Origin of the sequence: Amycolatopsis melonis (assembly GCF_040064235.1) — a bacterium.
GTDB lineage: Bacteria > Actinomycetota > Actinomycetes > Mycobacteriales > Pseudonocardiaceae > Amycolatopsis > Amycolatopsis melonis.
Map to the genome: position 1 here is coordinate 312,408 of NZ_JBDZYD010000007.1, position 24,159 is coordinate 336,566.

Genomic DNA, 24,159 nt, shown 5'->3' on the forward strand with positions numbered 1-24,159 from the left:
GCGGCTGGCCGCGTCCGGGCCGGCGTTCAGGCGCTGTCGTCACGGCTTCCGAGGCCGCGACCGGAGCCAGGCCCGATCGACGCCGAATGCGTGAACGCACCATAGAAGCCCGCTCGTCGCTGTTCACAATCGCGGCCGACCCGGTCGTTGTCCGTTCCGGTCGCGGGGACGCAGCTGGCGGTCAACCGCATGAACCACCCGTCACGCAACCACCTGACCTCTCCTGGCGGAGTGCCGGGCCGGCTCGTCACCGGCGTCGAGCCCGTTTACCCTGGCCAACCGTCCGCCGACAAGCAGAATGCGCCTTTTCCGGCCGAGTCTCAACCTTTTCGTAACCCCACCTTCGGGCGATGTTGCGACGGGGTTTTCACCGGCAGGCGGAACGGACTCGGACCGCGCGGTCCGTTGATCACCGTTCTAGGCTGTCTTATGACCGAGGTGCGGCCTGTGCGGTGGTTGAACGATGCCGAGATGGCGGCGTGGCGCTCCTACGTCGTCGCGACGCTGCGGTTGCGACAGCGCCTGCACCGCGACCTGACCGAACGCCACGACGTGTCGCTCACCGACTACGAGGTGCTCGTCTGCCTCGAAACCCAGCCCGGCCACCGGATCCGGATGTCGGAGCTGGCCGAGTGGATGGGCTCGACCAAGAGCAAGCTCTCGCACCAGGTCGGCCGCCTGGAGGACGCGGGCCTGGTCCGCCGCGTGCGCGACCCGGAGGACAAGCGCGGCGTGCTCACGGAGCTGACCGACGAGGGCATGGCCGTGCTGGAAACGGCGGCCCCGACGCACGTGGAGGGCGTCCGCGAGCACCTGATCGACCTGCTGAGCCCGGCGGAGCAGGCCACGATCGCCACGGCGTTCGAGCGCGTGCTGGAGCACCTTTCGGCACCGGAGAGCTGAGCCCGGGCGCGGCCGCGCCCGGGCACTCAGTGCGGTAGCGGTGGGATTCGAACCCACGGAGAGGTTGCCCCCTCGCATGTTTTCAAGACATGTTCCTTCGGCCGCTCGGACACGCTACCCCTGCCCACGAGGGTAGCCGACGCCCTCGCGGGCACCCGGCCCCTAGTCCCAGCTCAGTGTCGCGCCGCGCCCTGTGCCCGCCCGGCTTCGGCGGCCGGGGTGCGCGTCGACGGGTCCAGCGGTTCGGCCCGATCGCCGCCAGTGCCTGCTCGTCCGGGGTGACCAGTGCGATCTCCGCACCCCCGCGCCCAGCCCGGCGAGACCGCGCGGCGGTCGGCTTCGGGCACCGTGTCCGCGGCCGGCGCCGGCCTGCCGACCGCCTGCCGCACCTCGGCGGGCGTCGTGGCGCCGGTGACCGCGCCGCCGAACTTCGCGGCGAACTCTTCGAGGTCGACGTCGGCCGGGATTTCCGGGGCCTGCCGGGCCGGGTCGGCCTGGCGGGCGAACAGCTCCGCCAGCGACAGGCCGCTGGTCACCTGGGCCGCGACCGCGGCACCCGCGGACGTCCCGACGATCAGGTCCGCGCCGGTGAGGTCCTGGCCGTGCTCGGCGACCCCGCCGCCGCCGAGCACCAAAGCCTGTCCGCCCATCCGGGCACCCTATCGGGCTGGGAAAACGCCCGTCGCGGTCTTACCCTCCAGGTCGGCGAAAGGAGCGGGGATGACCGCGAAGATCGAGGGTTTCCACCACGTCAAGTTCCCGGTGCGCGACCTGACGCGCAGCCGCGAGTGGTACGAGCGCGTGCTCGGTCTGCACGTCACCCACGAGTTCCCGGACGACGACGGTGTCGTGCGCGGTGTCGGAGGGACCGTCGACGGCGTGCCGGTGGCGTTGCGCGTGCAGGAGCGGGCCGCCGAAGGACTCGCCGGGTTCGACCCGGTGTGCTTCTCGATCGCCGACCGCGCGGCCGCCGAAGCCTGGATCGCGCGGCTGGACGAACTCGGCGTCGAGCACCAGCCGCTGTTCGAGGCCACGACCGGGTGGATGGTGCGCTTCAACGACCCCGACGGCACCGAGATCCGGCTCTACAGCCTCACCAAGGACGGCGGCGCCGACCGCACCGGCGAGCCCGGCTACGCGCAGCGCGTGGGCTGAATCAGGGCTGCCGCAAGGCTTTCGCGGCGATCCGGGCCTGCACTTCCGGGCGGCGCAGCGGCGGCACGGTCGCCGGTGGCTGGCGGCGGGCGGGCAGCTGTTCCAGCAGCCGCGCGGTGATTTCCGCGATCTCGGCGACCGCGGCCTCGAACGGCTCGCGCGTGGCGTCCGAAAGCGACTGCACGCCGGTGACCTTGCGGACGTACTGGCGGGCCGCGGCCTCGATCTCCTCGCCCGTCGCGGCCGGCTGGAGCCCCCGGAGGGTGGTGATGTTTCGGCACATGCCGCCCAGGGTACGTCTCTCCGGACCCGTCGATCACACGGTCGGGTAGGCCCGGCCCGGGCGCGTTGACGCCCGAACCCCAGCTTGGGCAATGTCGGGGAAGTGCCCCTCAGACCGCGATCGTTCCGTTCCGCCCGCCCCGAACCCGGCACTCTCGAAGAAGAACCGCCGGAAACCCCGATCCCGGAACAGGCCTGGCCCCGCGTACGGGCCGACGAGCTGGTCACCCTCGTGGCGCACGTCTTCGCCGCGCACGGGCTCCCCGAAGTGCGGGCCCGGATGGCCGCCGAAGCGCTGTGCCACGGCGATCTCACCGGGTCGCCGGAGACCGGGGTCGCCGAGCTGACCCGTGTCCACCTGCCGCTGCTGAAGAACGGGCTCGTCGTCCCGCACGCGGAGCCGCTGATGATCGCCGACCGCGGCGCCGCCGCGCTGATCGACTACCGCCGCGGGCCGGGACTGTGGGCGGTCGGCGACGCGATGGACCGCGCGGTGGCCCGCGCCGGCCGCTTCGGCGTCGGGCTCGTCTCGATGCGCGGTGTCGGCCCGTTCGGCCGGGCAGGTCACCACGCGGCGCGCGCCCTGCCGCACGCGATGATCGGGCTGGTGCTCGCCGCGGGCGGCGAACCCGGCCAGCCGATGAACCCCCTGGGCATGGCGGCTCCGGGCGGCGCGTACCCGGAGTTCGTCTTCGACATGGACCGGCCCGGCTCGGAAGCCGCCGGGCTGACGCTGCTGGTCGAGGTGCTCGCCGGGGTGCTGTCCGGGGTGGCCGACCACGAGCACGACACGGGCCTGCTGGTCCTGGCGATCGCGCCGACGACGCTGCGCAGCCCGGACGGGTTCTACCGCGCGGCGAGCGCGCTGTTCGGCAGCATGCTGGGCTGGGAGGACGGCACGCCGATCCGCTACCCCGGCTGGCGCGAGGCCCAGCACCTGGAGCAGTGCCGCGCCCTCGGCGTGCCCCTGGCCGGGCCGGTACGCCGCGAGCTGGACGCCCTGGCGGCCTCCCTCGGCCTCCCACCGCTGACAAGCGTCGGCTGACGCCGGCCCCAAGCGCCCCAAGGCGGCCTTGGGTGCGTTGGGTGCACCGAAGGCCACCTTGGGTGCGTTGGGTGCACCGAAGGCCACCTTCGTTGCATTGAGCGCACCGAAGGCCACCTTGGGGCGCTCGGGACCCGGCTCAGCGGACCAGGACGACCCGCCCGCGGTCCTCGCCGACCGCCACGATGTCGCCGTCGGTCAGCTGGCGGCCGCGGCGGGTCTCGACCTCGCCGTTGACCCTGACCTCTTCCGCGTCGATCAGGTCCTTGGCGTGGGAGCCGTCCTCGGCGAGGCCGGCCAGCTTGAGGAACTGGCCGAGGCGGATCGGCTCTCCGGTGATCGGTACGTCGACGGGGTCGCTCATGCCCGCATCATGCCGCGTCACAGGCGGGCGGTCGTCTGGCGGTACAGCGCCTGGACGTCCGTGTCGAAATAACTCGAGTACGACGTGTCGGGGTCGTCGCCGCCGGACTCGAAGCCGCCGATCACGCCGATCACCGTGCCGAGGCGGGTTTTCGGGTCCTGGCCGGTGACCCACGGGCCGCCGCTGGTGCCCGTCGGGAAGCCCGCGCAGTCGACCTTCAGCTGGTAGGTGTCCTGCTTGCTCGTCGTGTTCCGGCAGACCGCGGGCACCTCGGAGTCGTCCGGGTAGCCGGTGAGCGTGATGGCCTGCTCGTACGGCGTGCCGGTGGCCAGCAGGTTCGCGCCGACCAGGCTCTCCAGCGTCCGCGTGGTGCCCGCCTGGTGCGCGGTCGCGAAGCCGACGTCGAGGTCCGGGTCCGACGACGCGATCCAGCCCGGCGCGACGAGCTCGTCCGACACCGTCCAGTACCCGAACGGCGCAACGCCGTCGTGGTAGCCCGGCGCGAACGTGATGCCGGGGATGTAGTCGCCGCCCTCGCCCTCGTGGATGCAGTGCGCCGCGGTCAGCAGCACGTCGCCGCGCTCGCTGTGCACGACGCTGGCCGTGCAGTAGTGCGTTCCCTCGACGAACAGCGCGCCGACCGCGGGACTCGACACCGCAGGCAGGTCGGGGGTCGACACCGGGGCCGCCTCGACCGTGCCCGCGTCCGGTGCCGCCGCGTCCGCGGACCGCGGCTGCCGGTCGACGAACACGACGAAGGCCGCGCCGACGAGCAGGATCGCGGCGATGCTGAGCAGGACGGCAGGCCGCCGCACGGAACATCGCCTCCCGGGTCTCGTGACTTTCCGACGAGATCAACCATAGGACGAGGGACCGACACATTCAGCACACCCACAGCAAGCTCACAGCCGCTAGTATCCGTAACTCACGAGTAACAGCCAGGGAGGGCCGATGAAGCAGTTCGCGGGCAAGGTCGTCGTGATCACCGGGGCGGGGTCGGGGATCGGCCGGGCGCTGTCGCTCGAATTCGCCCGCCGCGGCGCCCGCGTGGCCCTCTCCGACGTCGACTCCGCCAACGCGGAGGAGACGGCGAAGCTGGCCGGCGACAACGCCCGCGCGTACACCCTCGACGTCGCCGACCGCGCCGCCGTCCTCGCGCACGCCGAGGAGGTCGCCGCCGGCTTCGGGCGCGTCAACGTCGTCGTCAACAACGCGGGCGTGGCGCTCGGCGCGACCGTCGAGGAAATGAAGTTCGAGGACTTCGACTGGCTGATGGGCATCAACCTCGGCGGCGTCGTGAACGGCACGAAAGCGTTCCTGCCGCACCTCATCGCCTCCGGCGAGGGACACGTCGTCAACATTTCCAGCGTCTTCGGCTTCGTCGGCGTGCCGACGCAGAGCGCGTACAACGCGGCGAAGTTCGCGGTCCGCGGATTCACCGAGGCACTGCGCGAAGAAATGCTCATCGCGCGTCATCCGGTCGCGGTCAGCTGCGTGCACCCCGGCGGGATCAAGACCAACATCGTGCGCAACGCGCGCAGCATCGCCGACGACCAGGAGCAGGCCGCGCAGGGCTTCGAGCGGATCGCCCACACGACACCGGAGAAGGCGGCGCAGACGATCCTGCGCGGCATCGAGCGGAAGTCGGCGCGGATCCTCATCGGCCCGGACGCCTACGTCATCGACGCCATTCCGCGGGTGCTCGGCTCGGCGTACCAGCGGCCGCTGGCGATGCTCGCCCGGCTGGGCCTGAAGCAGATGGGCAGCTGACCTTCACTCAATGGAGTTGCGTTTCGGACAGGCCCGTCCGAAATGGTCCAGAATGCGTGTGGTCCGCGAGCGCCCGTACCGGAGGTCCCCGATGCTTCGCACCGCACAGCGCAGTGCGACCCGTTCGTCCAGCGACCGCACCGCGGTGGAGCTGCTGGACCGCACCGGCATCGTCGCGGCGAGCCTGCCCCGGCGCCGCCGCACCGACGACACCGCCCCGCCCGCCGAGCCGATCTACACCCGGCCGCCGGTGTGCGACCAGGACCTCCGCCCGAAGTCGGTGGTGATCCGGCGGCGGGCCCGCACGTGGCTCGGCGGCGGCGCCGCGGTGCTGCTCGTCGCCGCGGGCTGGCTGGGTGGCGGGCTCTTCACCGGCGGCCTGTCCGCGCCGTCGCCCGCCGCCGACGTGGCCCAGCCGGACCCGCGCCCGGCCGTCGCCGCGGCTCCCGCGCCGGAACCGGACGCCCCGCAGGCGCCGGTCGTCGTCACCCCGCCGCCGAAGACGGTGTACGTGCCGGTGCCCGCGAAGCCGGTGCCGAAACAGGTGCAGGCGCAGGCGAAACCGCAGCCGAAGAAGCCGCCGGTGCCCGAGGACGAGGCCCGCGTCGACCTGCCGCCGTCGTCGTCGCCGACCACGACGAATCCCGTCCAGGTGTGGTTCAACGTCGCCGAGGGCTATCTGCAGCGCTACTACTCCGGCGGCCCGGCGACCGGCCGCTGAGTCAGGCGCCGGTCCAGCGGTACTCGTGCTCGGGGCGCCCGGTGGCGCCGTAGCGCAGCCGCATCTGGACGGTCCCGGACTCCGCGAGCGCGGTGAGGTACCGCTGCGCCGTCGCCCGCGCCATGCCCAGCTCGCCGGCGACCTCCGCGGCCGACAGCGGACGGCCGGCCTTGCGCAGCTGCTCCGACACCAGCCGCGACGTCGCCGTCGACTGGCCCTTCGGCGCGGACGTGCGGTCCTGGTCGTGCAGCACCCGGTACGCGCGGTCGACGTCGTCCTGTGCCAGTGCCCGGTCTCCGGCGAGCAGCCCGCGGAAGCGTGCGTACGACGTCAGCCGTTCCGCGAGCTGGCGGGTGGTGAACGGCTTGATGAGGTAGTTCAGCGCGCCGGCCCGGATCGCCGCCGCCACCGACGCGCTGTCGGTCGCCGCGGACAGCACGATCGTGTCGGTCTGCAGCTCGGGCAGCACGACCAGGCCGGACTCGTCGGGCAGGTAGACGTCGAGCAGGACCAGGTCCGGTGCCAGCTCGCGGACGCGGGCGCGGGCCTCGGCGGCGGTGTGCGCGGTGCCGACCACCGCGAAGCCCTCGACCTCCTCGACGAACCCGGCGTGCACCCCGGCGACCCGGAAGTCGTCGTCGACGATCAGCGTGCGGATCATCCGTCCTCCGTCAGCATTCCGGGCAGTTTGGCGACGAACAGGGCACCCGTCTCGCCGGTGCCGGGGTCGGCCAGCCAGACGTCGCCGCCGCGGGCGCGGGCGGCCTGCCGGGCGAGCGCGAGGCCGAGGCCGTGCCCGGGCGCGATCTTCGTCGAGACGCCTTCGTCGAACAACGTCCGCCGCAGCTCGGCGGGGACGCCAGGGCCACTGTCCACAACGGACACGTGCAGGGTGCCGCCCTCGGCGAGCAGGCCGACCTCGACGGTCGCCGGCCGCCGCGGGCCCATCCGGGCGGCGTGCAGGGCGTTGTCGACGAGGTTGCCGATGACGGTGTTCGCGGCGATCGGGTCGGTCACCGTCGACGGCACCCAGGTGTCCTCGGCGAGCTTGAGCGTGAGGCCTTTTTCCTGCGCCTGCTCGGTTTTCGCGACGAGCAGCGCCTGCAGGTACGGGTCGGCGACCGCGTCGCCCAGCTCGCTCGGCCGCGCCGACGACGAGTCCGTCAGCGTCTGCAGGTACTCGACGGCCTCGGCGTGATGGCCGAGCTGGAGCAGCCCGTAGAGGGTGTGCAGCCGGTTGGCGAACTCGTGCCGCTGCGCCCGCAGGCCGTCGGACAGCGCGCGGATGCCGTCCAGCTCGCGGGTGAGCGTGTCGAGGTCGGTGCGGTCGCGGAAGGTCAGGACCGTCCCGATCGGCCGGTCGTCCAGTCGCACGGCCCGTGAGTTGATCACCAGCACGCGGTTCCCGGCGACGGCCAGCAGGTTGTCGACCGGACGTCCTTCTGCGACGGCCTTGTGCAGGCGCGGCGACAGCTCCAGTTCGGACAGTGCCGCGCCGATCGGGAGTTCGGTGCCGAGCAGGCGTTCGGCTTCGTCGTTGCGCACCGACACGCGGTTGGCCTCGTCGACGGCCAGCACGCCTTCGCCGATGCCGTGCAGCACGGCTTCGCGTTCGTAGAGCAGCTCGGTGAGTTCGTGCGGTTCGAGGCCGTGGGTGACGCGCCGCAGCCGCCGGTTCAGCAGCGCCGACGCCCCCGCGCCGAGCAGCAGCGCGCCACCCGCGAACAGCAGCGTGATCACGAGCTTCCGGTTGAACGCGCTGATCGGCTGGGCCACCTCGAAGCCGACACTCACCTCGCCGACCACCCGGCGGTGATCGGGCGTCCAGATCGGCGTCTTGCTGCGGACCGAGAGGCCGAGGGTGCCGCTGGCCACGGTGTTCACGTCGTCGAACCCGGCAAGCGCCCGGTCCGGCGAGGTGGTCACCCGCTTGCCGATCTCGGACAGCGTCGGGTGGGCGAGCCGGATGCCCCGGTCGTCGGTGATCACGACGAACAGCGCGTCGTTCGCGGCCGTGACGGCGAGGACGCGGTCCTCCAGCGCCCCGCCGGGGATCTTCGCGGCCGCGTTCGCCACGACGACCGGGTCCGCGGCGACGGACTTCGCGATGGCCAGCGCACGCTGGCTGAACTGCTCGGTGAGCGTGTCCCGCAGGAGCACGCTGACCAGGGCGACCCCGAGTCCCACGACCAGGGCGACCACGCCGATCTGCAGCAGCAGCACCTGCCTGCTGAACCGCATCCGCGGGAAGAGCGCCCACTTTGGCATGGCCGGGACCATACCCCCAGGTCACGGCGGTGCGCTAAATGAGCAAAACATTCAGAACGTGCAGCTGCGACGCAGAACGTCGACAAGCTTCACCTCGGCGCCACACGTCCTTAACGTCCTTCCCCAACGTGAGCCCCACCACGTGACGAAGGAGTCACCTCCCCATGGTTCCCCCACTGATCGAACTCATCGGAGCCACCAAGCGGTTCCCGAGCGGGTCCGGTTCCGTGCACACGGCCGTCCGCGATCTGACCATGTCCGTCCAGCCTGGCGAGTTCGTCGCCGTCGTCGGCCCCACCGGCTGCGGCAAGTCGACGACGCTTTCGCTGGTCTCCGGGCTGCAGCCGCCGTCCGCCGGCCGGGTGCGGGTGAACGGCCATGACGTGAAGTCCATTCCGGACGGCGTCGGCTACATGTTCCAGACCGACGCCGTGATGCCGTGGCGCTCGGTGCTGGACAACGTCGCCTCGGGCCCGCGCTTCCGCGGGGTTTCCAAGGCGGAGGCCCGCGAGCAGGCCGTCGACTGGATCGCCCGCGTGGGGCTCGCCGGGTTCGAGAAGTACTACCCGCACCAGCTCTCCGGCGGCATGCGCAAGCGGGTCGCGCTGGCCCAGACGCTGGTCACGAAGCCGAAGATCCTGCTGATGGACGAGCCGTTCTCGGCACTCGACGTCCAGACGCGGGCGCTGATGCAGGACGAGCTGCTGCGGCTGTGGTCCGGCTCCGGCGCGGCGGTGATCTTCGTGACCCACGACCTCGACGAGGCGATCGCGCTGGCGGACAAGGTCGTCGTGCTGACGACCGGCCCGGCCACCGTGAAGGACGTCTTCGAGATTCCCCTGGAGCGGCCGCGGAAGGTGGAGGAGCTGCGGCTCACCGAGGACTTCCGCAAGCTCTACGCCGACATCTGGGAATCGCTGCGCAGCGAGGTCGACAAGGCCCGCGAGAAGGGAGCGACCAGTGTCGCTTGAGACCCCCGCGGCCCCGGCCGCGCCCCTCCCCGTCCTGGAGACCGAGCAGGACATCCTGGCCCGCGCGAAGCAGGCGGCCACCCGCCGCAAGCGCAACATCTGGCTGCTGCGCCTGGCGATCGTCGTCGTGTGGCTGGGCAGCTGGGAGCTGACCGCGACGTACTGGATCGACCCGTTCTTCTACTCGAAGCCGTCGAAGATCTGGCAGCGGCTGGTCGAGTGGTTCACCACCGGCACCGACTTCGGCTCGATCTGGTACCAGATCCTGGTGACCGTCGAGGAGGCCGCGCTGGGCTTCGTCATCGGCGCCTTCTTCGGTGTCGTGTTCGGCGTGATCCTCGGCCGCAGCGCCTACCTCGCGCAGGTGCTGGCGCCGTTCATCAAGGCCGCCAACGCGTTGCCGCGCATCGTGCTCGCGGCGCTGTTCGTGATCTGGTTCGGGCTCGGCCTGTCGTCGAAGGTCGCGACGGTCGTCGTCCTGGTGTTCTTCGCGGTGTTCTTCAACGCCTTCACCGGCGCCCGCGAGGTCGACCGCAACCTGATCGACAACGCCCGCATCCTCGGCGCGACCCGCGGCCAGGTGCTCAAGTCGATCGTGCTGCCCAGCGCGACGTCGTGGATCCTGTCGTCGCTGCACGTGGCGTTCGGCTTCGCGCTGATCGGCGCGGTCGTCGGCGAGTACACCGGTGCCAAGGCGGGCATGGGCTTCCTGATCGCCAACGCCCAGGGCACGTTCGACACGGCCGGGGTGTACGCCGGGATGCTGATCATCACGGTGGTCGCGCTGCTGGCCGAGTGGGGCATCAGCACGCTGGAAGGCAGGCTGCTGCGCTGGCGCCCGGGTGTCGCTTCCGACGACGGACGGCGTGATATCTGATGCGTCTCAAAAGGACAGTCGGCGTGGTGGCCGCGCTCGCGGTCACCCTTGCCGGGGTCACCGCCTGCCGCGACTCGCGGGAGATCGCGCTCGGCACCACCGGCAAGCCGCACATCAAGATCATGGTCGGCGGCCTGTCGAAGGTCATCTACCTGCCCGGCCAGCTGGCCCAGCAGATCGGCGCCTACCAGCGGCAGGGCCTCGACGTGGAGCTGTTCGACCAGCCGTCCGGCGCGAACGCCGAGACGTCGCTGCTGGCCGGTGAGGTGCAGGGCGTCATCGGGTTCTACGACCACACGATCGACCTGCAGGCCAAGGAACAGTGCATCGAAAGCGTGGTGCAGTTCGCGAACGTGCCGGGCGAGGCCGAGATGGTCGCCACCGCCAAGGCCGGGCAGATCAGGTCCGGCGCGGACTTCAAGGGCCGCAACCTCGGTGTCACGTCGCTGGGCTCGTCGACGGACTTCCTGACCAAGGCGCTGGCCCTGCGCGGTGGCGTCACGTCGAAGGAGTACACGCCGGTGAAGGTCGGCGCCGGCCAGACGTTCATCTCGGCGATGAACCAGGGTTCGATCGACGCGGGCATGACGACCGACCCGACGATTGCGCAGCTGACCAACACCGGGCAGGCGAAGGTGCTCTACGACATGCGCACGGTCGAAGGCACGAAAGCCGCGCTGGGTGGGTTGTACCCGGCGAGTTCGCTGTACATGGGCTGCGAAATCGTGAAACGCTATCCGGACATCGTGCAGAAACTGGCCAATGCGTATGTCGAGACCCTGAAGTGGATTTCGACGCATTCGCCGGAACAGGTCGCCGCGATGATGCCGCCGTCGTTCGCGGGCGGGGACAAGGCGCTGTACGTCAAGTCGCTGCGGGACAGCCTGCCGATGTTCACCAAGGACGGGCGGATGGACCCGGCGGGCGCCCAGAACGTGCTGAAGGTGCTCGGGGAGTCGTCGAGCAACGTCAAGCCCAAGAAGGACAAAATCGACCTGTCGCAGACGTACACGACGAAGTTCGTGGACGCCGCGCACGCGCAGGCCGCGCAGTGACCCCGCTCACCTGACCGGGCGGTAGGTGAGTGTCATGACCCGTGAAGGCCTCTTATCCCCCGCGGAGGCCTTCACGGGTCTTTTCCGGCCAAAACCGGCAAATTGGTGACTCTTTCCCGGAATGTGAAGACCCTTCGAAAGTAGCTACCTTCACGTCGGCGCGGTTCCGACACTGGGCGCACGGGTTTTCCCGGGTCCCCACGGTGAACGGAGTCTCCGCATGTCCGGATTCGTTTCTTCGCGCCCTGTCCGCGTTCTCACGGTCGCCGCCGCCGCGGCGGCTTCGCTGGCCTTCTCGGGTACTGCCCACGCCGCCGTGTTCGGCGCGCACTTCCACGGACACCAGTTCTCCGGCGGCAACTGGGGTGGTTACGTGAGCTTCGGCAGCTTCACCACGGCCACCGCGAGCTGGACCGAACCGTCGGTGTCCTGCACCTCCACCGACGACCTGTTCGCGCCGTGGGTCGGCATCGACGGCGACGGATCGTCCACTGTGGAACAGACCGGCGTCGCCACGGACTGCTCCAGCGGCCGCCCGGTGTACCAGGCGTGGTACGAGATGTACCCGGCCGCGCCGGTGTACTACTCCTCGCCGGTCAGCGCGGGCGACCACATCACCGCGACGGTGACGCGCACGGCCACGAACACCTACCGGCTGGACATCAGCGACACGACCAAGGGCTGGTCGAAGAGCGTCACGAAGTCGCTGACCTCGCAGCACGCGTCGGCGGAGGCGATCATCGAGTCGCCGACCGACTCCTACCCGTCGATCTCCGGCGGCATCAAGTTCACCGGCGTCAAGTTCAACGGGACGAACCTCGCCTCGACGAACCCGTCCGGCCTCGACGCCGACGACCAGGGCACCTACACGTGGAGCCCGAGCGCCATCGGCTCCGACGGCCAGAGCTTCACGATGACGCGTCACTGAGTCATTTCAGGCCGCCGACCGCCCAGGCGACCACCATCAGGGCGAGCACCAGCGAGATGGCCGCCTGCAGCATCATCGTCATCTTGGCCCAGATCCGCAGGGGCATGACGTCGGTGGGGCTGAAGGCGGCCGCGTTGGTGAACGAGAAGTACAGATAGTCCAGATAGGACGGTTCCCAGTCGCGGTGCGCGAGGTCCGGGTCGGCCATCTGCGGGAACTGCAGGTCGGGGAACTCGGCCCGGCCCGCCGCCCGCCTGCCCGGACCACCGCGGTCGAACTCCCAGTACCAGAGGGAGAAGACGACGACGTTGGTCCAGTAGACGACACCCCCGGTGACGAGCACGGCGCCGGCCCGGTCCCCGATCGTGCCGGTCCCGATGCCGTAGCCGAGGCTCGCGGCCGACCAGGCGTTGACCACGGTGACGAGCCCGACGATGAGCAGCGAGATGGTCCGCTCGACGGCACTGAACTGCGTCATCCGGCCGGGATTGACCAGCAGCAGGGCCACGACGAGCAGCACGGAGACACCGGGCAGCAGCCACCACGGCCGCAGCGCCATGTCGGCGGGCAGGGCAACCTGCAGGACGAGCGTCACGACGACGACGCCCATCGCGGGCCACCGGGTCTCCCCGGAAGTCCGCCGCCGCCAGGCGGGAAGTGCTTCTTCTGTCACCGGCCCACGTTAGGTCCGCCCCGCCCCGCCCGCCAGCGCGCCCCCACGTCTTGAATGAGTCATTCAGGACCTCCGAAGACCTGAATGACTCATTCAAGACCTTTGCGGCGGGCCGGGCTCAGCCGGCGGGGGCCGTGGTGACCGTCCCGGGAAGCTTGCGGGCCACGTCCGTCCGCGACCGCGCCCCCAGTTTCCGCAACACCTTCGCCACGTGCTGCTCCACCGTCCGCGGCGAAAGAAACAGCCCGTCCGCGATCTCCCGGTTCGTCCGGCCCTCCGCCAGCATCCGCGCCACTTCGCGTTCCCGTGGCGACAACTCGCTGCCGTAACCTCGCCGCCCGCGTTGGGATGGTGCCCAGGCGCCGTGCTCCCGCAGCTGGTGACGGCAACGTCCCGCATCCCGCGTTGCCCCCAGCTGCTCGTACGACTCCGCCGCCGCCGTCAGCTCGCCCACCGCCGAGCGGTTGCCCGCGGCGAGGCGGCACATTGCCGCGCGCTCCCGCATTGCCGTTGCCGGGTACGGCATCGGGAGTGCCGCATACCCCGTCGCGGCTTCGTCGAACAGGGCCGCCGCGGCCAGGTGCTTTCCGCGGGCCTCCAGCAGCACCGCGCGTCCGGCCACCAGTGCGGCCGCCGCCACCGGGGCGTCGCGGCCCTCGATTCCGCGGGCGAACGCCTCCACCACGTTGTCCGCCTCCGGCCAGCGGCCTGCCCGCGCGTACGCCTGTGCCGCTTGCGGAACCAGCGCCGCCGCCCAGATCCAGACGCCCTTGCGGCCGGCCGCCGCCACCGCCGTGTCGGCTGCCGCGCACGCGCCGTCGACGTCGTCGGTGGCCAGCAGGACCGAGATCAGCACCCCGGCCGCCGACAGCACCACCGGGATCGGCCCGCGGTCCGGGGCGTGCACGCTCGCCGCGGCCAGGTGCCGCCGGGCCGCGGCGAACTCGCCGCGCACGGCCGCGAGCCCGCCGAGGACCAGCGACGACTCCATCACGATCGGGCCCAGCTCCGGATAGCTGTCCCGCAGCTGCTCGGCCGCTTCGGCCAGGCCGGTCCAGCGGCCGCGGACCCAGTCCAGCCGGACGCGCGTGCCCTGGATCAGGCCGATCGCGTACAACGCGCCCGCGTCGGTCGCGCGCCGGACGCCCTCGGTCACCAGCCGCTCGGCGCGGTCGAGGTGCCCGGCCCACGACTGGCCGTCGGCCAGGTTGCACCACAGCCGGGCCAGCTGGACGCGCTCGGCGACCGTGCCGACCGTGTCCGACATGGCCTCGAACTCCGTCCACGCCGAGCCGTCGCCGACGTGCGACGCGGCCGCGATGCGGTCCACGGTCAGCGCCAGCCGCAGTTCCGGGTCGTCGAGCTGCTCGTACACCTCGCCCGCGCGGGCCCGCCAGGTTTCGTGCCACGACAACGGCGTCAGCCCGTCGATCGGCTGGGCCAGCAGCGTGATCCCGCGAGCGGCGAGGTCCGGCCGGTCGGTCAGCTCGCCGATCGCCCGCTCGACCTCCAGCCGTCCGCGGCCGAGGCCGCCGATGGTCCGGACCAGCAGCATGCCGAGGCTCAGCCGGATCGAGCCGCGCACCGACGGCGGCAGCGCCACCTCTTCCAGGACGCGTTCCAGCGTGCCGATGACGTCGGGGCGGAACCCGCGCAGCGCCACCTGGCTCAGCTTGCCCGCGACGCGCCCGATGTCCGCCTGCCCTGGCCCTGGCTCGGCGAGCACCGACTGCAGGAGGTCGATCGCGCGGGACGTCTCGCCGCGGGTGATCGCCTCGTCGGCGGCCGCCTCCGCGTAGTGCCGCCACTGGTCGACGCGGCCAGCCGCGCGGGAGTGCCGGGCCAGCAGCGTGAGCGGCGGTGACGGCTGCGCGGCCAGCACGCGGATCGCCTGCGCGTGCAGCAACGCGCGTTCGGGCCCGCTCACCGTGTCGTAGACCGCCTTGCGGGCCAGCGGATGGCGGAAGCCGTACTTGCCGTCGCCGGCTTCGCCGAGTATCCCGCCGGACAACGCGGCGAGCAGCGCGCTGCGGAGGATGTCGTCGGGCAGCCCCGCCAGCTCGCCCAGCACGGCGGCTTCGGCGCCGACGCCGAGAACCGCGGCCGCGCCGGCGAGGCGGACCGCGTGCTCGGGCAGCGTGGCCAGCCGTTCGGTGACGGCTTCCCGCAGCAGGACCGGGACTTCGAGGTTCTCCAGCAGCCGGTCGGAGAGCACTTCGCCGACCGGCAGCCGCTCGGCGGCCTCCTTCAGCGCGCGCAGTGTTTCCTCGACCACGAACGGGATTCCGGCGGTGCACTCGTGCAGCTTGGCCGCGAACTCGCCGGTGACGCGGGGCAGATCGAGGATTTCGACGGCGAGCCGGCGCACGGCGGCGACGTCGAGGGCGCCCAGCGCGACGCGGGCGGAGTGCACGGCCGGGTCGGTCCGGAACGGCGCGCCGAGCGGCCCGCGCCGCACGTCGGTGCCCGACCGGCAGGTGGCGACCACCGCCAGCTGCGGCGGCATGGCCGCGGCGAGGAACCGCATGAGGTCGCGGGTGTCCTCGTCGGCCCACTGGAGGTCGTCGATCAGCACGAGGGCAGGCCCGCACGCGTGCAGGAGCTCCCGGACCGCGCGGAACACGCGATGCCGCTCGGCCACGGGGTCGGCGAGCGGTTCCGGACGAGGGGGAAGCGCTTCCTCCAGTTCGGGCAGCAGCGGGCGCAGCACGCCGGCGACCGGGCTGAGCGGGCCGAGCGGTGCGTCGCCTGCCGAGCGGAGCGCCTCCAGGACCGGGCCGTAGGGAAAGGGCTGCCGCAGGGGCTGGCAGGCGCCGGTGAGCACGCGGCCGCCCGCGAACTCCTTGCGCCGCGCGATCTCGGCGAGCAGCCGGGTGCGGCCCATGCCGGGTTCGCCTTCGATCAGCACCGCGGCGGGGCGGTGCCGGAGCACGTCGACGATCGCGTCGAGCTCGGCGTCGCGGCCGGTGAGGCGGGCGGGTGCCGAGCGGATGGAGACCGTTGTGGAGCGGGGGGCGGTCAGCCACATATGACCTCCTCAGCGCACCGGGGACACTCCGCCGGAGCCTAAGCAGCGCCGATGGCGTCCGTAAACCTTTCACCGAATACGCTGCCGCTGCTTGACTCCCGCGTCCGCCTACCCCCTGTCACCGGTTTGCTGCGGGAAACGGCCCGCCGGGGTCACTGCGCGTGGGAAACGTCGGCGAATCCCTCATTCGAACGTTGGTTAACGCCTTCGTGTACTAACCGTGACTACTGAAAGTAATTCACGAAAACCCTACTTCCGGACCTGTCCGACCGGGTGACGGCAGGGCGTGACGCCGGCTGGAGCAGGGGATTCGTCCGCAGGGAATGCGTATACCCAATCGCCGGCCGCCCGGATTGCACCGTAATGCCCACGCCGGGGACGCTCACCTGTGGGAGTACCACTGCGTGGCCAGTGCGGAGCCGCGCGTAACCACCTAGGGAGAAGCATGAAGATCGCGAGACTTCTCGGTGCCGCTGCCACCGCGGTGATGACGACCGGCGCGCTCGCCGCCGTCGCCGTCCCCGCGTCGGGCCAGGACCTGCTGAACCCCGACATGGTGCCCGCGCTGCAGCGGGACCTGGGCCTGACCCACGACCAGGCGGTCGCGCGGCTCAAGAGCGAGGACGCCGCGAACAAGATCACCGAAGCGGTCAGCGCCGCGCTCGGCGACGCCTTCGGCGGCGCGAGCTACGACGCCGCCACGGGCAAGGCGCGCATCGCCACGACGAACCCCGCGCTGACGGCGAAGATCCGCGAAGCCGGTGCCGAAGCGGCGGTCGTGAAGTTCAGCGCCCGCCAGCTCGACTCCACTGTGGACAAACTGAACGCCGGCGAGAAGGCGGCACCCGCGGCGATCACCGGCTGGGGCGTGGACTCCGCGGCCAACCGCGTCACCGTTTCGGTGCTGCAGGGCCAGCGTGGCACGGCGGACGCCTTCCTCGCCAAGTCCGGTGTGGACAAATCAGCGGTGACGGTCGTCGAGACGGCCGCGCAGCCTTCGCTGTACTACAACATCCGCGGCGGCGACGCCTACTACATCGGCGGCTCGGCCCGCTGCTCGGTCGGGTTCTCCACGACCACCGGCTTCCTGACCGCGGGCCACTGCGCGGCGCTCACCGGGGCCGGCGCGCTGACCGGGTCCAACGGCGTCTCGCTCGGCTCGTGGGGCCGCTACAGCTTCCCGACCAACGACTACGCGGCGGTCCGGACCAACAGCAGCTGGACCCCGCTGGCGCAGATGAACAACGGCACGGCGGTGCGTGGCTCGTCCAACGCGGCGACCGGCACGTCGGTCTGCAAGGCCGGCTCGACCACCGGCTGGACCTGCGGCACCATCGGCGCCAAGAACCAGACGGTCCGCTACTCCGAGGGCACGGTCTACGGCATGACCGCGACCAACGTCCGCTCGGCGGCCGGTGACTCGGGCGGCGGCTTCATCGCCGGCAACTACGCGCAGGGCATCCTGTCCGGCGGCAACACGTCCGTGACGTACTTCTTCCCGATCGGTGCCGCGCTCTCGGGCACCGGGACCACGCTGAAGACCAGCTGACCCCTGACAAGGCGGAAGGGCGGGGTTGGGGCGCCGCCCCCCCCCCCCCCACCCCCCCCCCCCCGCCCCCCCCGGGGCCGGGCGGGGGGGGGGGGCCCCCGCATCACCCCCCGAGCCCCCCGCCAAGGGGGTAGGGGGGGGTGTGGGGCGCCTCCAGCGCGCCCGAAACCCGCCCTTCGTTCCTCGCCGCGGGAATGGGAGGTCTGCGGGTCAGACGTTGCTGATCTCCTCGATCAGCCCGTCGACGTCGAAGTGCGCGCTCTCTTCGCCGAGCGGCACCAGCTCGTAGGACGCCTCGAGGAACGTCCGGATGTCTTCGATCTCCAGCTCGAACGACGCGTAGCCGTCCGGTGACTCGATTTCCAGGGTCAGGAAGTCCTCGTCCTCGGACAGGTCCGGGCGGATCCGGACGTCGCCCAGGCCGGCAGGCTCGTCGAGACCGGCCACGAGCAGGTCGCGGGCGAAGGTCCATTCGATCCACCGGCCGCGCTCGGTCCGGAAGGCCACGGTCACCGCGAACGGTTCGTGGGCGTGGTAGGACAGGCGCGACAGGACGGGCGTGGTGCTCTCGTTCAGCAGCACGAACTGGCTCTGGTGTACGGCGTCGGTGTGCACGGCCCCTCCTGGAGTCTCGCTGGCGGTTCGCGCGGCGCGAACTCTTCGGCAAGGAGATGACCGGGGCCTGCGCCCATGACGGAGAAATTCTCACGTTCACTTGATCGGTTGCATCCGTCCATTGTGGTGTAACGCCGGGCACATACCCCTTGCGCTCACGCGGGCACAGGTGGTGACGGCTCGCGCAGTGCGTCCGGCAGCTTCTTCCGCAGCACGAGCAGCGCGGGAACGGCGGACGCGCAGGTCAGCGCCAGGATCGACCAGGTCAGCGCGTTGCTCATGCTGAGCAGGACGGCCAGCAGGCCGGGTGCCACCGCGACCGGCAGTCCCCAGGACAGCTGGAAGAGCGAACTCGCGCGGCCTTCGGCGCCCGGGGGAGCCGCCGCGGCGGCCGCGGCCGTGGCGGTGGGGCCGAACATCGCTTCCGCGATCGCGAAACCCAGGCTCGTCACGAGGATCAGCCCGGTCGCAACTTGCAGAGGGACGCTTGCCAGCGGGACGAGCAGCGCGAAGCACGCGGAGAACAGCACGGCGGCACCGATGAGCCCGGCGGTGCGGCTGCGGCCCGCCAGCATCGCGACGATCGGCCGCTGCGCCGTGACGACGACCACCGTGCCGAGCGTGATGGCCGTCCCGGCAATCCACTGTGGACCGTGCAGCAGGTCCCGCACGACGATCGGGAGCACGGCGAACTTGCTCGCGCTGGCGAGGGTGAACGCCAGGTGGGTCCCGCAGAACCCGAGGAACGCCCGATCCCCGAACACCGCCCGCCACCCGCCGAAAGGGACTTTCGGTGCATCCGGCGGGCTGAAAGGGACGTTCGTGGCAGCTGGTGCGACGAACGTCCCTTTCAGCAGCCGGAGCAGGAGTGCCGCGGCCGCGAAGCTCGCCGCGTTCGCGTACGCGAGGAGATGGAACGCCCACGGGCTGGTGAACGGCGGCAGCAGCGCCATCGCCGCCGCGCCGACGCCCGCGCCCGCGAAACGCCCGGCGGTCTGCGTCGCCAGCATGCGGTCCGTGTCGCTGCCGGTGGTGAGCAGGGCCGCCATCGGCGCGTTGCACGTCCAGAACAGCCGGTCGCCGAAGCCGGCCACCGCCGACACCGCGGCCACCGCCCAGCCGGTGTGGACCAGCGGGTAGGCCGCGAACGCCCCCACCCGCACCAGGTTGCCCGCGACGAGCAGAGCGCGTGGCCCGAACCGGTCCATCGCCATGCCGGCGACCGGGCCGGTGACCAGCGCGAGCAGGGCGCCGGCACTCAGCGACGTGCCCGCGTCGACCAGGCCCATGCCCTGGCCGTGTACGAGGAACAGCAGGGCGAACGGGACCCACAGCCCGCTGCCGAGCGCGTCGATCAGGGTGGCGGCCAGGAAGAGCCGTCGGTTCCGAAGCACGCTGCGTGTCCTTCCCCCCAGGTGGGCAGCGCTCCAGCTTACGGCTCCAGCGGCAGGGTGAGGCCCACTTTCACGCGATCCATCGCCACGCTCGTGGTGAAGTGCCGGACGTTCGGGTTGTCGAAGAACATCCGCCGGGTGAAGACCTCGAAGCCCGCCATGTCCGGGCACGTCACGATCAGCACGAAGTCCGCGGTGCCGGTGACGTAGTAGCACTGCTGCACGCAGTCGTCGGCCAGTACCTGGCGGCGGAACGCGTCGAGCACCGCGAGGTTCTCCCGCTCCATCTCGACCATGACGACGAACGTCATGTTCAGGCCGAGTGCCTCCGGCGCCAGCACCGCCACCTCGCGTTCGATGACGCCCGTCTCGCGCAGCCGCTTGATCCGCCGCTGCACCGCCGCGGCCGAGAGACCGACCTTCGCGCCGATCGTCTCGGCGATGGTGCGGGCGTCCGCCTGGAGGCAGGCGAGGATGGCGATGTCCAGCTGGTCGAGGTCGGGAGTCTGCACTCCAGCAGGCTAACCGGCACCCCCGACAGTCCGCCGCCGTTCACTCCTCCGTGACGCGGCTCACTACTCCGTTCACGGCGAAAGTGAAACAACTTTTTTCGTGACCTGGAACACAACTGGCCGGTCTACCAGGGGGTAGCCCATAGAAGTGGAAGACCAGCCGGTCGTCCCGCCAACCCGCCGGCGTGGGGAGGCTGTCCCGTGCCCGCACCTGCCGCCGTGCTGACCGGCCTCGGCTCGTGGTTGCCGACGAAAGTCCTGGACAACCACGAGATCGCGGCCCGGCTCGACACCTCGGACGAGTGGATCCGGACCCGCACCGGGATCCGGGAGCGCCGCGTCGCCGGGCCGGGCGAGTCCACTGTGGACCTCGCCGTCGGCGCGGGCCGCGAAGCGCTCGCGGGCGGCACCGCCGACGCCGTCGTGCTCGCCACCGCCACCCCCGACCAGCCGTGCCCGGCGAGCGCGCCGCAGGTCGCCGCCCGGCTCGGGCTCGGCACGGCCGCGGCGTTCGACGTCAACGCCGTCTGCAGCGGCTTCGTCTACGCGCTGGCCACGGCCGCCGGGTTCATCGCGGGCGGGCTCGCCGAGCGCGTCCTCGTCATCGGCGCCGACACCTTCACCACGCTGGTCGACCCGGGCGACCGCACCACGGTCCCGATCTTCGGCGACGGCGCGGGCGCGGTCCTGCTCCGGGCGGGCGAGGCCGGCGAGCCCGGCGCGTTCGGGCCGTTCGACCTGCACAGCGAGGGCGAGCACGCCGAACTGCTCTGGGTCGAGGCCGGCGGCGCCCGCAAGCGGCTGTCCGACACTCCCGCCGACCGGTACCTGGCGATGCAGGGCACGACCGTGTTCCGGCACGCCTGCGCGCGGATGGCGGAGTCCTCGCGCACGGTCCTGGAGCGCGCGGGCTGGATGGTCGGCGACGTCGACCGCTTCGTCGGCCACCAGGCGAACATCCGCATCCTCCAGGGCACAGCGAAGCAGCTCGGCATGCCCGCCGACGCCGTCGTGGCCAACATCGACCGGGTCGGCAACACCAGCGCGGCGTCCATCCCGCTCGCCCTGGCCGACGCGAACGCCGACGGGACGCTCGTCCCGGGGCACCGCGTCCTGCTCAGCGCGTTCGGCGCGGGCCTGACCTGGGGTTCGACGGTGCTGCGCTGGCCGGACCTCGGTCAGCCGTCCTGAGGTTGCGGGCCGGTCGTCCAGGTCGGCGTCGCCTCCGCGCGGCCCCGCAGCTCCAGCTCGCCGTGCTTCTCCCAGTGCGCGGCCTCGCTCGGCAGGGCCGCGGAGACCACGGCGTCGCTGGCGAGGACGCGGGCGGGCACCGACTTGGCCAGCTCGGTCAGCCGCGCGGCCTCGTTGACCGCGTCGCCGATCACGGTGTACTCCAGCCTGCTGCTGGTGCCGAGCTGCCCGGCGAACACCGGGCCGCTGGAGACGCCGATGCCCAGGTCCAGCTCGCCGGCGTCGCGGACGGCGTCCCGGATGGCCCGGGCGGCGGCCAGCGCGGCGGTGGGCGCGTCCGACAGCCGCGTCGGCGCGCCGAAGATGCACAGCGCCGCGTCGCCCTGGAACTTGTTGACCAGCCCGCCGCGGGCGTTGACCGCCGACACCACGGCCGCGAACAGCCGGTTCAGCTTCCCGACCAGCTCCTCGGGCGGGGTGCGGTAGGCCAGCGCGGTCGAGTCGACGACGTCGACGAACAACGCCGTGACCTCGCGGACATCACCGGACAGTGACGCGCCGTACTCGAGGGCGTGCCGGGCGACGTCGGCGCCGACGTGCCTGCCGAACAGGTCCCGCATCCGTGCCTGCTCGCGCAGGCCGGCCGCGAGCTGGTTCACCGACGTCTGGAGCAGGCCGATCTCGCTGGAGTCGTCGACGTCGACCGCGACGTCGGTGTTGCCGCGCGCGATCTCGTCGAGCGCCACGCGCAGCCGGTGCAGCGGCGCCGCGACCGCCCTGGCCAGCAGCGCGGTGCCGATCGCGCCGACCGCGAGGCCGGTCACCGACAGCATGACCAGGCTCGCGGTGTGGTTGCCGGTGCCCAGGTCCGGCGGGGTGGCCAGGAGCAGCACGCCCACGAACGGGACGCCGCTGGCCAGCGCCCACGTCACCACCAGCCGCGTCAGCACGGTGACCGGCAGCGAGCCGCGCGGCGGCAGGACGTCGAGGGCGATCGTCATCACCGGCCGCGCCACCCACTCGGCCGCGAGGTAGGTGAGCCCGACGGTGGTCAGCCCGCCGAGCCCGATCACCGTGGCCATGCCGACGGCGTCCTCGGCCGAGCCGAGCACCCCGGCGAGCACGGCCAGGACCACCGTCCCGATCAGCCACAGCGTGCCGCTGACCACGGCCATGTCCACCGGCAGCCGCAGCGCACGGCGGGCTTCGCTCTCCGACGGCGGACGGCCGAAGACGAACCAGATCGCGGTGCGGCGCTGCAGCCACGCCGTCCACAGTGTCCCGGTGAGCAGGGCCGCGGCGACGATCCCGGCGGCGGTCAGGCCGAGCATCCAGCCGCGGTCGCCGACGTCCTTCGGCAGGCCCTGCAGCAGCAGGAGCAGTGCCACGACACCCGATCCGGCCACACTGGACCCGACCCCCAGCCCGGCGAAGCCCAGGCTGGTACGCAACACCACCCGGAAGTTCCCCACGGCGATCCTGCGCACGGCGTCGATCGTACGGCGGAAAATGCGTGGCCACTGCCCGTGGCCGCCGATTACCGTGCGGAACATGGACCCACTCGGCCAGGACGAGATCCGGGCCTCGTTCGTCAACTGCACCCGCGGCGAAGCCAAGGGCGTCACGCTGCCCGCCCGGCCCGGCGAGATCCCGTGGGAGCGGCGGGAGTTCCTCGGCTGGCGAGACCCGAAGGCGCCGTCGCGCGCCTACCTCGTGTTGCCGTACGGCGGCGAGGTCGTCGGGCTCGCCCTGCGCGCCGCCGCGCCGCCGAAGTCACGCCTGCGCAGCAACATCTGCGGCTTCTGCACCACGGCACACGGGCTCGCCGACATCACGCTGTTCTCCGGCAGGCGGGCCGGGAAGCCCGGCCGCGAAGGCAACACGCTGGGCATCTACGCCTGCGGGAACCTGGCCTGCAGCCAGTACGTCCGCGGCGAGCTGAAGTCCGACGTGCCCCAGCCGTTCGAGACGCTGACGCTCGACGAGCGCGTCGCCCGGCTGCAGGAGAAGCTGCACAGGTTCGTGGCGCGCGTGCTGGAGCCGCGTTAGAAGCGGTACCGGACGATGTGCGCGGTCCGGGCCAGGGCCGGGATCACCTTCAGCAGCCGCAGCTGGAACCGTGTGACCGGGCCCAGCCGGGCCAGCACCTCCGGGGTCGCCCAGTGTGCGGCGTCCAAAGAGGACACCAGGGTGAGGCCGTGGCGCTCCAGCTCGTGCGGGTCGTCGACGCCCCAGTACAGTGTCGCGCCCGCCTTGCGCACCGGGGCGTTGAGCTTCTGCATCCGGATGGCGGTCCGGCTGAAGAGGTCGCAGATCAGCTCGCCCGACGGGAACCGCGCGACGAGCCTGCGGACCAGCTCGGTGCCGCTTTCCGGCTTCAGGTACATCGTGAGGCCCTCGGCGACGATCAGTGCCGGCCGGTCGTGCGGCACCTGGCCGAGCCAGCCGAAGTCGGTCACCGACGAGCCGATGTTCGTGTGGTTCGGCGCGCCGGGGTACAGCTTTTCGCGCAGCTCGACGACCTCGGGGTAGTCGACGTCGTACCAGTGGACGGTCTCCGGCGGCGCGAGGCGCTGGAACCGCGTGTCCAGGCCGCAGCCGAGGTGCAGCACGATCGCGTCCGGGTGATCGCGCAGGTACTCGGCGGCCCAGTCGTCGATCGGCTTCGCCCGCAGCACGACCGAAGCCGCCCGGTCGCCGGAGATGCCGATCTTCGTGAAGTCGTAGTCGATCCGGCGGACGGCGTCGTCCGCCGCCTTGTCGCCGAGGATCGGGTGCGCGCTGCGGTAGTCGAGCGCGCGGCCGTACAGCGTGGCCAGGTTGGTGGCCTTCTCCTCGGTGAAGTGCACTTTTTCCAT

The 24,159-nt window shown here is 71.7% G+C and carries 25 protein-coding genes and 1 tRNA gene; 12 read left to right on the forward strand and 14 right to left on the reverse strand.

Translation table 11 applies throughout. The features are described from left to right. Nucleotides 1-429 precede the first annotated feature (429 nt). Nucleotides 430-903, forward strand: coding sequence for a MarR family winged helix-turn-helix transcriptional regulator (locus tag ABJI51_RS20800; RefSeq protein WP_348952816.1), 474 nt, complete (start codon nucleotides 430-432; stop codon nucleotides 901-903). 32 nt (nucleotides 904-935) lie between these two features. On the opposite strand, the gene ABJI51_RS20805 is transcribed toward ABJI51_RS20800, so the two are convergent. Next, nucleotides 936-1,022: transfer RNA gene (locus ABJI51_RS20805), tRNA-Ser, on the reverse strand. Nucleotides 1,023-1,076: 54 nt separating this feature from the next. After that, entirely contained in the window at nucleotides 1,077-1,553 is a 477-nt protein-coding gene (locus ABJI51_RS20810; RefSeq protein ID WP_348952818.1) for a hypothetical protein, read from the reverse strand. 70 nt (nucleotides 1,554-1,623) lie between these two features. Here ABJI51_RS20810 and ABJI51_RS20815 point away from each other — a divergent pair, with 70 nt between their 5' ends. Next, the gene (locus ABJI51_RS20815; RefSeq protein WP_348952820.1) at nucleotides 1,624-2,058 is read left to right on the forward strand and encodes a VOC family protein; all 435 of its coding nucleotides are present in this window, start codon (nucleotides 1,624-1,626) and stop codon (nucleotides 2,056-2,058) included. Nucleotide 2,059: 1 nt separating this feature from the next. On the opposite strand, the gene ABJI51_RS20820 is transcribed toward ABJI51_RS20815, so the two are convergent. Beyond that, on the reverse strand, nucleotides 2,060-2,341 hold the full coding sequence (locus tag ABJI51_RS20820) for a DUF2277 domain-containing protein (RefSeq protein ID WP_348952822.1): 282 nt from the start codon (nucleotides 2,339-2,341) through the stop codon (nucleotides 2,060-2,062). Nucleotides 2,342-2,443: 102 nt separating this feature from the next. Here ABJI51_RS20820 and ABJI51_RS20825 point away from each other — a divergent pair, with 102 nt between their 5' ends. Next, on the forward strand, nucleotides 2,444-3,385 hold the full coding sequence (locus ABJI51_RS20825; protein ID WP_348952824.1) for an Ldh family oxidoreductase: 942 nt from the start codon (nucleotides 2,444-2,446) through the stop codon (nucleotides 3,383-3,385). A 139-nt stretch (nucleotides 3,386-3,524) separates the two neighbouring features. On the opposite strand, the gene ABJI51_RS20830 is transcribed toward ABJI51_RS20825, so the two are convergent. Together ABJI51_RS20830 and ABJI51_RS20835 are read right to left on the reverse strand one after the other, a co-directional pair. Then, nucleotides 3,525-3,749, reverse strand: coding sequence for an RNA-binding S4 domain-containing protein (locus ABJI51_RS20830; RefSeq protein WP_348952826.1), 225 nt, complete (start codon nucleotides 3,747-3,749; stop codon nucleotides 3,525-3,527). Between the two features lie 17 nt (nucleotides 3,750-3,766). Beyond that, nucleotides 3,767-4,564, reverse strand: a complete 798-nt coding sequence (locus ABJI51_RS20835; protein WP_348952828.1) for a trypsin-like serine peptidase — start codon at nucleotides 4,562-4,564, stop codon at nucleotides 3,767-3,769. 136 nt (nucleotides 4,565-4,700) lie between these two features. Between ABJI51_RS20835 and ABJI51_RS20840 the strand changes: the two genes are divergently transcribed. Then, nucleotides 4,701-5,519: an SDR family oxidoreductase gene (locus ABJI51_RS20840; RefSeq protein WP_348952830.1), complete on the forward strand. Its 819-nt coding sequence runs from the start codon at nucleotides 4,701-4,703 to the stop codon at nucleotides 5,517-5,519. A gap of 91 nt (nucleotides 5,520-5,610) precedes the next feature. Beyond that, nucleotides 5,611-6,240: a hypothetical protein gene (locus ABJI51_RS20845; protein WP_348952832.1), complete on the forward strand. Its 630-nt coding sequence runs from the start codon at nucleotides 5,611-5,613 to the stop codon at nucleotides 6,238-6,240. A 1-nt stretch (nucleotide 6,241) separates the two neighbouring features. Here the strand turns inward: ABJI51_RS20845 and ABJI51_RS20850 are convergent, their stop codons facing one another. Both ABJI51_RS20850 and ABJI51_RS20855 read right to left on the reverse strand, forming a co-directional pair. Further along, nucleotides 6,242-6,901: a response regulator gene (locus ABJI51_RS20850; protein WP_348952834.1), complete on the reverse strand. Its 660-nt coding sequence runs from the start codon at nucleotides 6,899-6,901 to the stop codon at nucleotides 6,242-6,244. Further along, nucleotides 6,898-8,481, reverse strand: a complete 1,584-nt coding sequence (locus tag ABJI51_RS20855) for a sensor histidine kinase (RefSeq protein WP_348953045.1) — start codon at nucleotides 8,479-8,481, stop codon at nucleotides 6,898-6,900. The genes ABJI51_RS20850 and ABJI51_RS20855 overlap by 4 nt, the downstream gene beginning before the upstream one ends. 191 nt (nucleotides 8,482-8,672) lie before the next feature. Between ABJI51_RS20855 and ABJI51_RS20860 the strand changes: the two genes are divergently transcribed. The 4 genes from ABJI51_RS20860 (at nucleotide 8,673) to ABJI51_RS20875 (ending at nucleotide 12,339) form a co-directional block, all read left to right on the forward strand. Continuing rightward, nucleotides 8,673-9,479: an ABC transporter ATP-binding protein gene (locus tag ABJI51_RS20860; protein ID WP_348952836.1), complete on the forward strand. Its 807-nt coding sequence runs from the start codon at nucleotides 8,673-8,675 to the stop codon at nucleotides 9,477-9,479. Next, nucleotides 9,469-10,356: an ABC transporter permease gene (locus ABJI51_RS20865; RefSeq protein WP_348952838.1), complete on the forward strand. Its 888-nt coding sequence runs from the start codon at nucleotides 9,469-9,471 to the stop codon at nucleotides 10,354-10,356. Before ABJI51_RS20860 ends, ABJI51_RS20865 begins: the two co-directional genes overlap by 11 nt. Nucleotides 10,357-10,379: 23 nt before the next feature. Next, on the forward strand, nucleotides 10,380-11,411 hold the full coding sequence (locus ABJI51_RS20870) for an ABC transporter substrate-binding protein (RefSeq protein WP_431605643.1): 1,032 nt from the start codon (nucleotides 10,380-10,382) through the stop codon (nucleotides 11,409-11,411). Between the two features lie 220 nt (nucleotides 11,412-11,631). Further along, nucleotides 11,632-12,339, forward strand: coding sequence for a G1 family glutamic endopeptidase (locus ABJI51_RS20875; protein ID WP_348952842.1), 708 nt, complete (start codon nucleotides 11,632-11,634; stop codon nucleotides 12,337-12,339). A gap of 1 nt (nucleotide 12,340) precedes the next feature. On the opposite strand, the gene ABJI51_RS20880 is transcribed toward ABJI51_RS20875, so the two are convergent. Both ABJI51_RS20880 and ABJI51_RS20885 read right to left on the reverse strand, forming a co-directional pair. After that, on the reverse strand, nucleotides 12,341-12,949 hold the full coding sequence (locus ABJI51_RS20880; protein ID WP_348953046.1) for a hypothetical protein: 609 nt from the start codon (nucleotides 12,947-12,949) through the stop codon (nucleotides 12,341-12,343). A gap of 181 nt (nucleotides 12,950-13,130) precedes the next feature. Continuing rightward, nucleotides 13,131-16,040: an ATP-binding protein gene (locus ABJI51_RS20885; RefSeq protein WP_348952844.1), complete on the reverse strand. Its 2,910-nt coding sequence runs from the start codon at nucleotides 16,038-16,040 to the stop codon at nucleotides 13,131-13,133. Nucleotides 16,041-16,485: 445 nt separating this feature from the next. On the opposite strand from ABJI51_RS20885, the gene ABJI51_RS20890 reads away from it, so the two are divergent. Then, a complete protein-coding gene (locus tag ABJI51_RS20890; RefSeq protein ID WP_348952846.1) occupies nucleotides 16,486-17,589 on the forward strand; it encodes a S1 family peptidase in 1,104 nt (367 codons plus the stop codon). Between the two features lie 210 nt (nucleotides 17,590-17,799). On the opposite strand, the gene ABJI51_RS20895 is transcribed toward ABJI51_RS20890, so the two are convergent. The 3 genes from ABJI51_RS20895 to ABJI51_RS20905 form a co-directional block, all read right to left on the reverse strand. Next, nucleotides 17,800-18,204: an SsgA family sporulation/cell division regulator gene (locus ABJI51_RS20895; RefSeq protein ID WP_348952847.1), complete on the reverse strand. Its 405-nt coding sequence runs from the start codon at nucleotides 18,202-18,204 to the stop codon at nucleotides 17,800-17,802. 155 nt (nucleotides 18,205-18,359) lie between these two features. Further along, nucleotides 18,360-19,598: an MFS transporter gene (locus ABJI51_RS20900; RefSeq protein WP_348952848.1), complete on the reverse strand. Its 1,239-nt coding sequence runs from the start codon at nucleotides 19,596-19,598 to the stop codon at nucleotides 18,360-18,362. 38 nt (nucleotides 19,599-19,636) lie between these two features. Continuing rightward, on the reverse strand, nucleotides 19,637-20,110 hold the full coding sequence (locus ABJI51_RS20905; protein WP_348952849.1) for an Lrp/AsnC family transcriptional regulator: 474 nt from the start codon (nucleotides 20,108-20,110) through the stop codon (nucleotides 19,637-19,639). Between the two features lie 201 nt (nucleotides 20,111-20,311). On the opposite strand from ABJI51_RS20905, the gene ABJI51_RS20910 reads away from it, so the two are divergent. Continuing rightward, complete coding sequence (locus ABJI51_RS20910) at nucleotides 20,312-21,301, forward strand: beta-ketoacyl-ACP synthase III (RefSeq protein ID WP_348952850.1); 990 nt, start codon at nucleotides 20,312-20,314, stop codon at nucleotides 21,299-21,301. On the opposite strand, the gene ABJI51_RS20915 is transcribed toward ABJI51_RS20910, so the two are convergent. Beyond that, nucleotides 21,289-22,788: an adenylate/guanylate cyclase domain-containing protein gene (locus ABJI51_RS20915; protein WP_348952852.1), complete on the reverse strand. Its 1,500-nt coding sequence runs from the start codon at nucleotides 22,786-22,788 to the stop codon at nucleotides 21,289-21,291. The genes ABJI51_RS20910 and ABJI51_RS20915 overlap by 13 nt on opposite strands. A gap of 64 nt (nucleotides 22,789-22,852) precedes the next feature. On the opposite strand from ABJI51_RS20915, the gene ABJI51_RS20920 reads away from it, so the two are divergent. Beyond that, nucleotides 22,853-23,350, forward strand: coding sequence for an FBP domain-containing protein (locus ABJI51_RS20920; RefSeq protein WP_348952853.1), 498 nt, complete (start codon nucleotides 22,853-22,855; stop codon nucleotides 23,348-23,350). Here the strand turns inward: ABJI51_RS20920 and ABJI51_RS20925 are convergent. Further along, the gene (locus ABJI51_RS20925) at nucleotides 23,347-24,159 is read right to left on the reverse strand and encodes a class I SAM-dependent methyltransferase (RefSeq protein ID WP_348952854.1); all 813 of its coding nucleotides are present in this window, start codon (nucleotides 24,157-24,159) and stop codon (nucleotides 23,347-23,349) included. The two genes, ABJI51_RS20920 and ABJI51_RS20925, sit on opposite strands and share 4 nt — an antisense overlap.

What these genes read in the sequence shown, in the direction of transcription:
- ABJI51_RS20840 (WP_348952830.1), top strand. Translation starts at nt 4,701, where the DNA reads ATGAAGCAGTTCGCGGGCAAGGTCGTCGTGATCACCGGGGCGGGGTCG.
- ABJI51_RS20920 (WP_348952853.1), top strand. Translation starts at nt 22,853, where the DNA reads ATGGACCCACTCGGCCAGGACGAGATCCGGGCCTCGTTCGTCAACTGC.
- ABJI51_RS20885 (WP_348952844.1), bottom strand. Translation starts at nt 16,040, where the DNA reads ATGTGGCTGACCGCCCCCCGCTCCACAACGGTCTCCATCCGCTCGGCA.
- ABJI51_RS20880 (WP_348953046.1), bottom strand. Translation starts at nt 12,949, where the DNA reads ATGGGCGTCGTCGTCGTGACGCTCGTCCTGCAGGTTGCCCTGCCCGCC.
- ABJI51_RS20875 (WP_348952842.1), top strand. Translation starts at nt 11,632, where the DNA reads ATGTCCGGATTCGTTTCTTCGCGCCCTGTCCGCGTTCTCACGGTCGCC.
- ABJI51_RS20845 (WP_348952832.1), top strand. Translation starts at nt 5,611, where the DNA reads ATGCTTCGCACCGCACAGCGCAGTGCGACCCGTTCGTCCAGCGACCGC.
- ABJI51_RS20800 (WP_348952816.1), top strand. Translation starts at nt 430, where the DNA reads ATGACCGAGGTGCGGCCTGTGCGGTGGTTGAACGATGCCGAGATGGCG.
- ABJI51_RS20820 (WP_348952822.1), bottom strand. Translation starts at nt 2,341, where the DNA reads ATGTGCCGAAACATCACCACCCTCCGGGGGCTCCAGCCGGCCGCGACG.
- ABJI51_RS20890 (WP_348952846.1), top strand. Translation starts at nt 16,486, where the DNA reads ATGAAGATCGCGAGACTTCTCGGTGCCGCTGCCACCGCGGTGATGACG.
- ABJI51_RS20855 (WP_348953045.1), bottom strand. Translation starts at nt 8,481, where the DNA reads ATGCGGTTCAGCAGGCAGGTGCTGCTGCTGCAGATCGGCGTGGTCGCC.
- ABJI51_RS20810 (WP_348952818.1), bottom strand. Translation starts at nt 1,553, where the DNA reads ATGGGCGGACAGGCTTTGGTGCTCGGCGGCGGCGGGGTCGCCGAGCAC.
- ABJI51_RS20815 (WP_348952820.1), top strand. Translation starts at nt 1,624, where the DNA reads ATGACCGCGAAGATCGAGGGTTTCCACCACGTCAAGTTCCCGGTGCGC.
- ABJI51_RS20830 (WP_348952826.1), bottom strand. Translation starts at nt 3,749, where the DNA reads ATGAGCGACCCCGTCGACGTACCGATCACCGGAGAGCCGATCCGCCTC.
- ABJI51_RS20925 (WP_348952854.1), bottom strand. Translation starts at nt 24,159, where the DNA reads ATGGAAAAAGTGCACTTCACCGAGGAGAAGGCCACCAACCTGGCCACG.
- ABJI51_RS20850 (WP_348952834.1), bottom strand. Translation starts at nt 6,901, where the DNA reads ATGATCCGCACGCTGATCGTCGACGACGACTTCCGGGTCGCCGGGGTG.
- ABJI51_RS20860 (WP_348952836.1), top strand. Translation starts at nt 8,673, where the DNA reads ATGGTTCCCCCACTGATCGAACTCATCGGAGCCACCAAGCGGTTCCCG.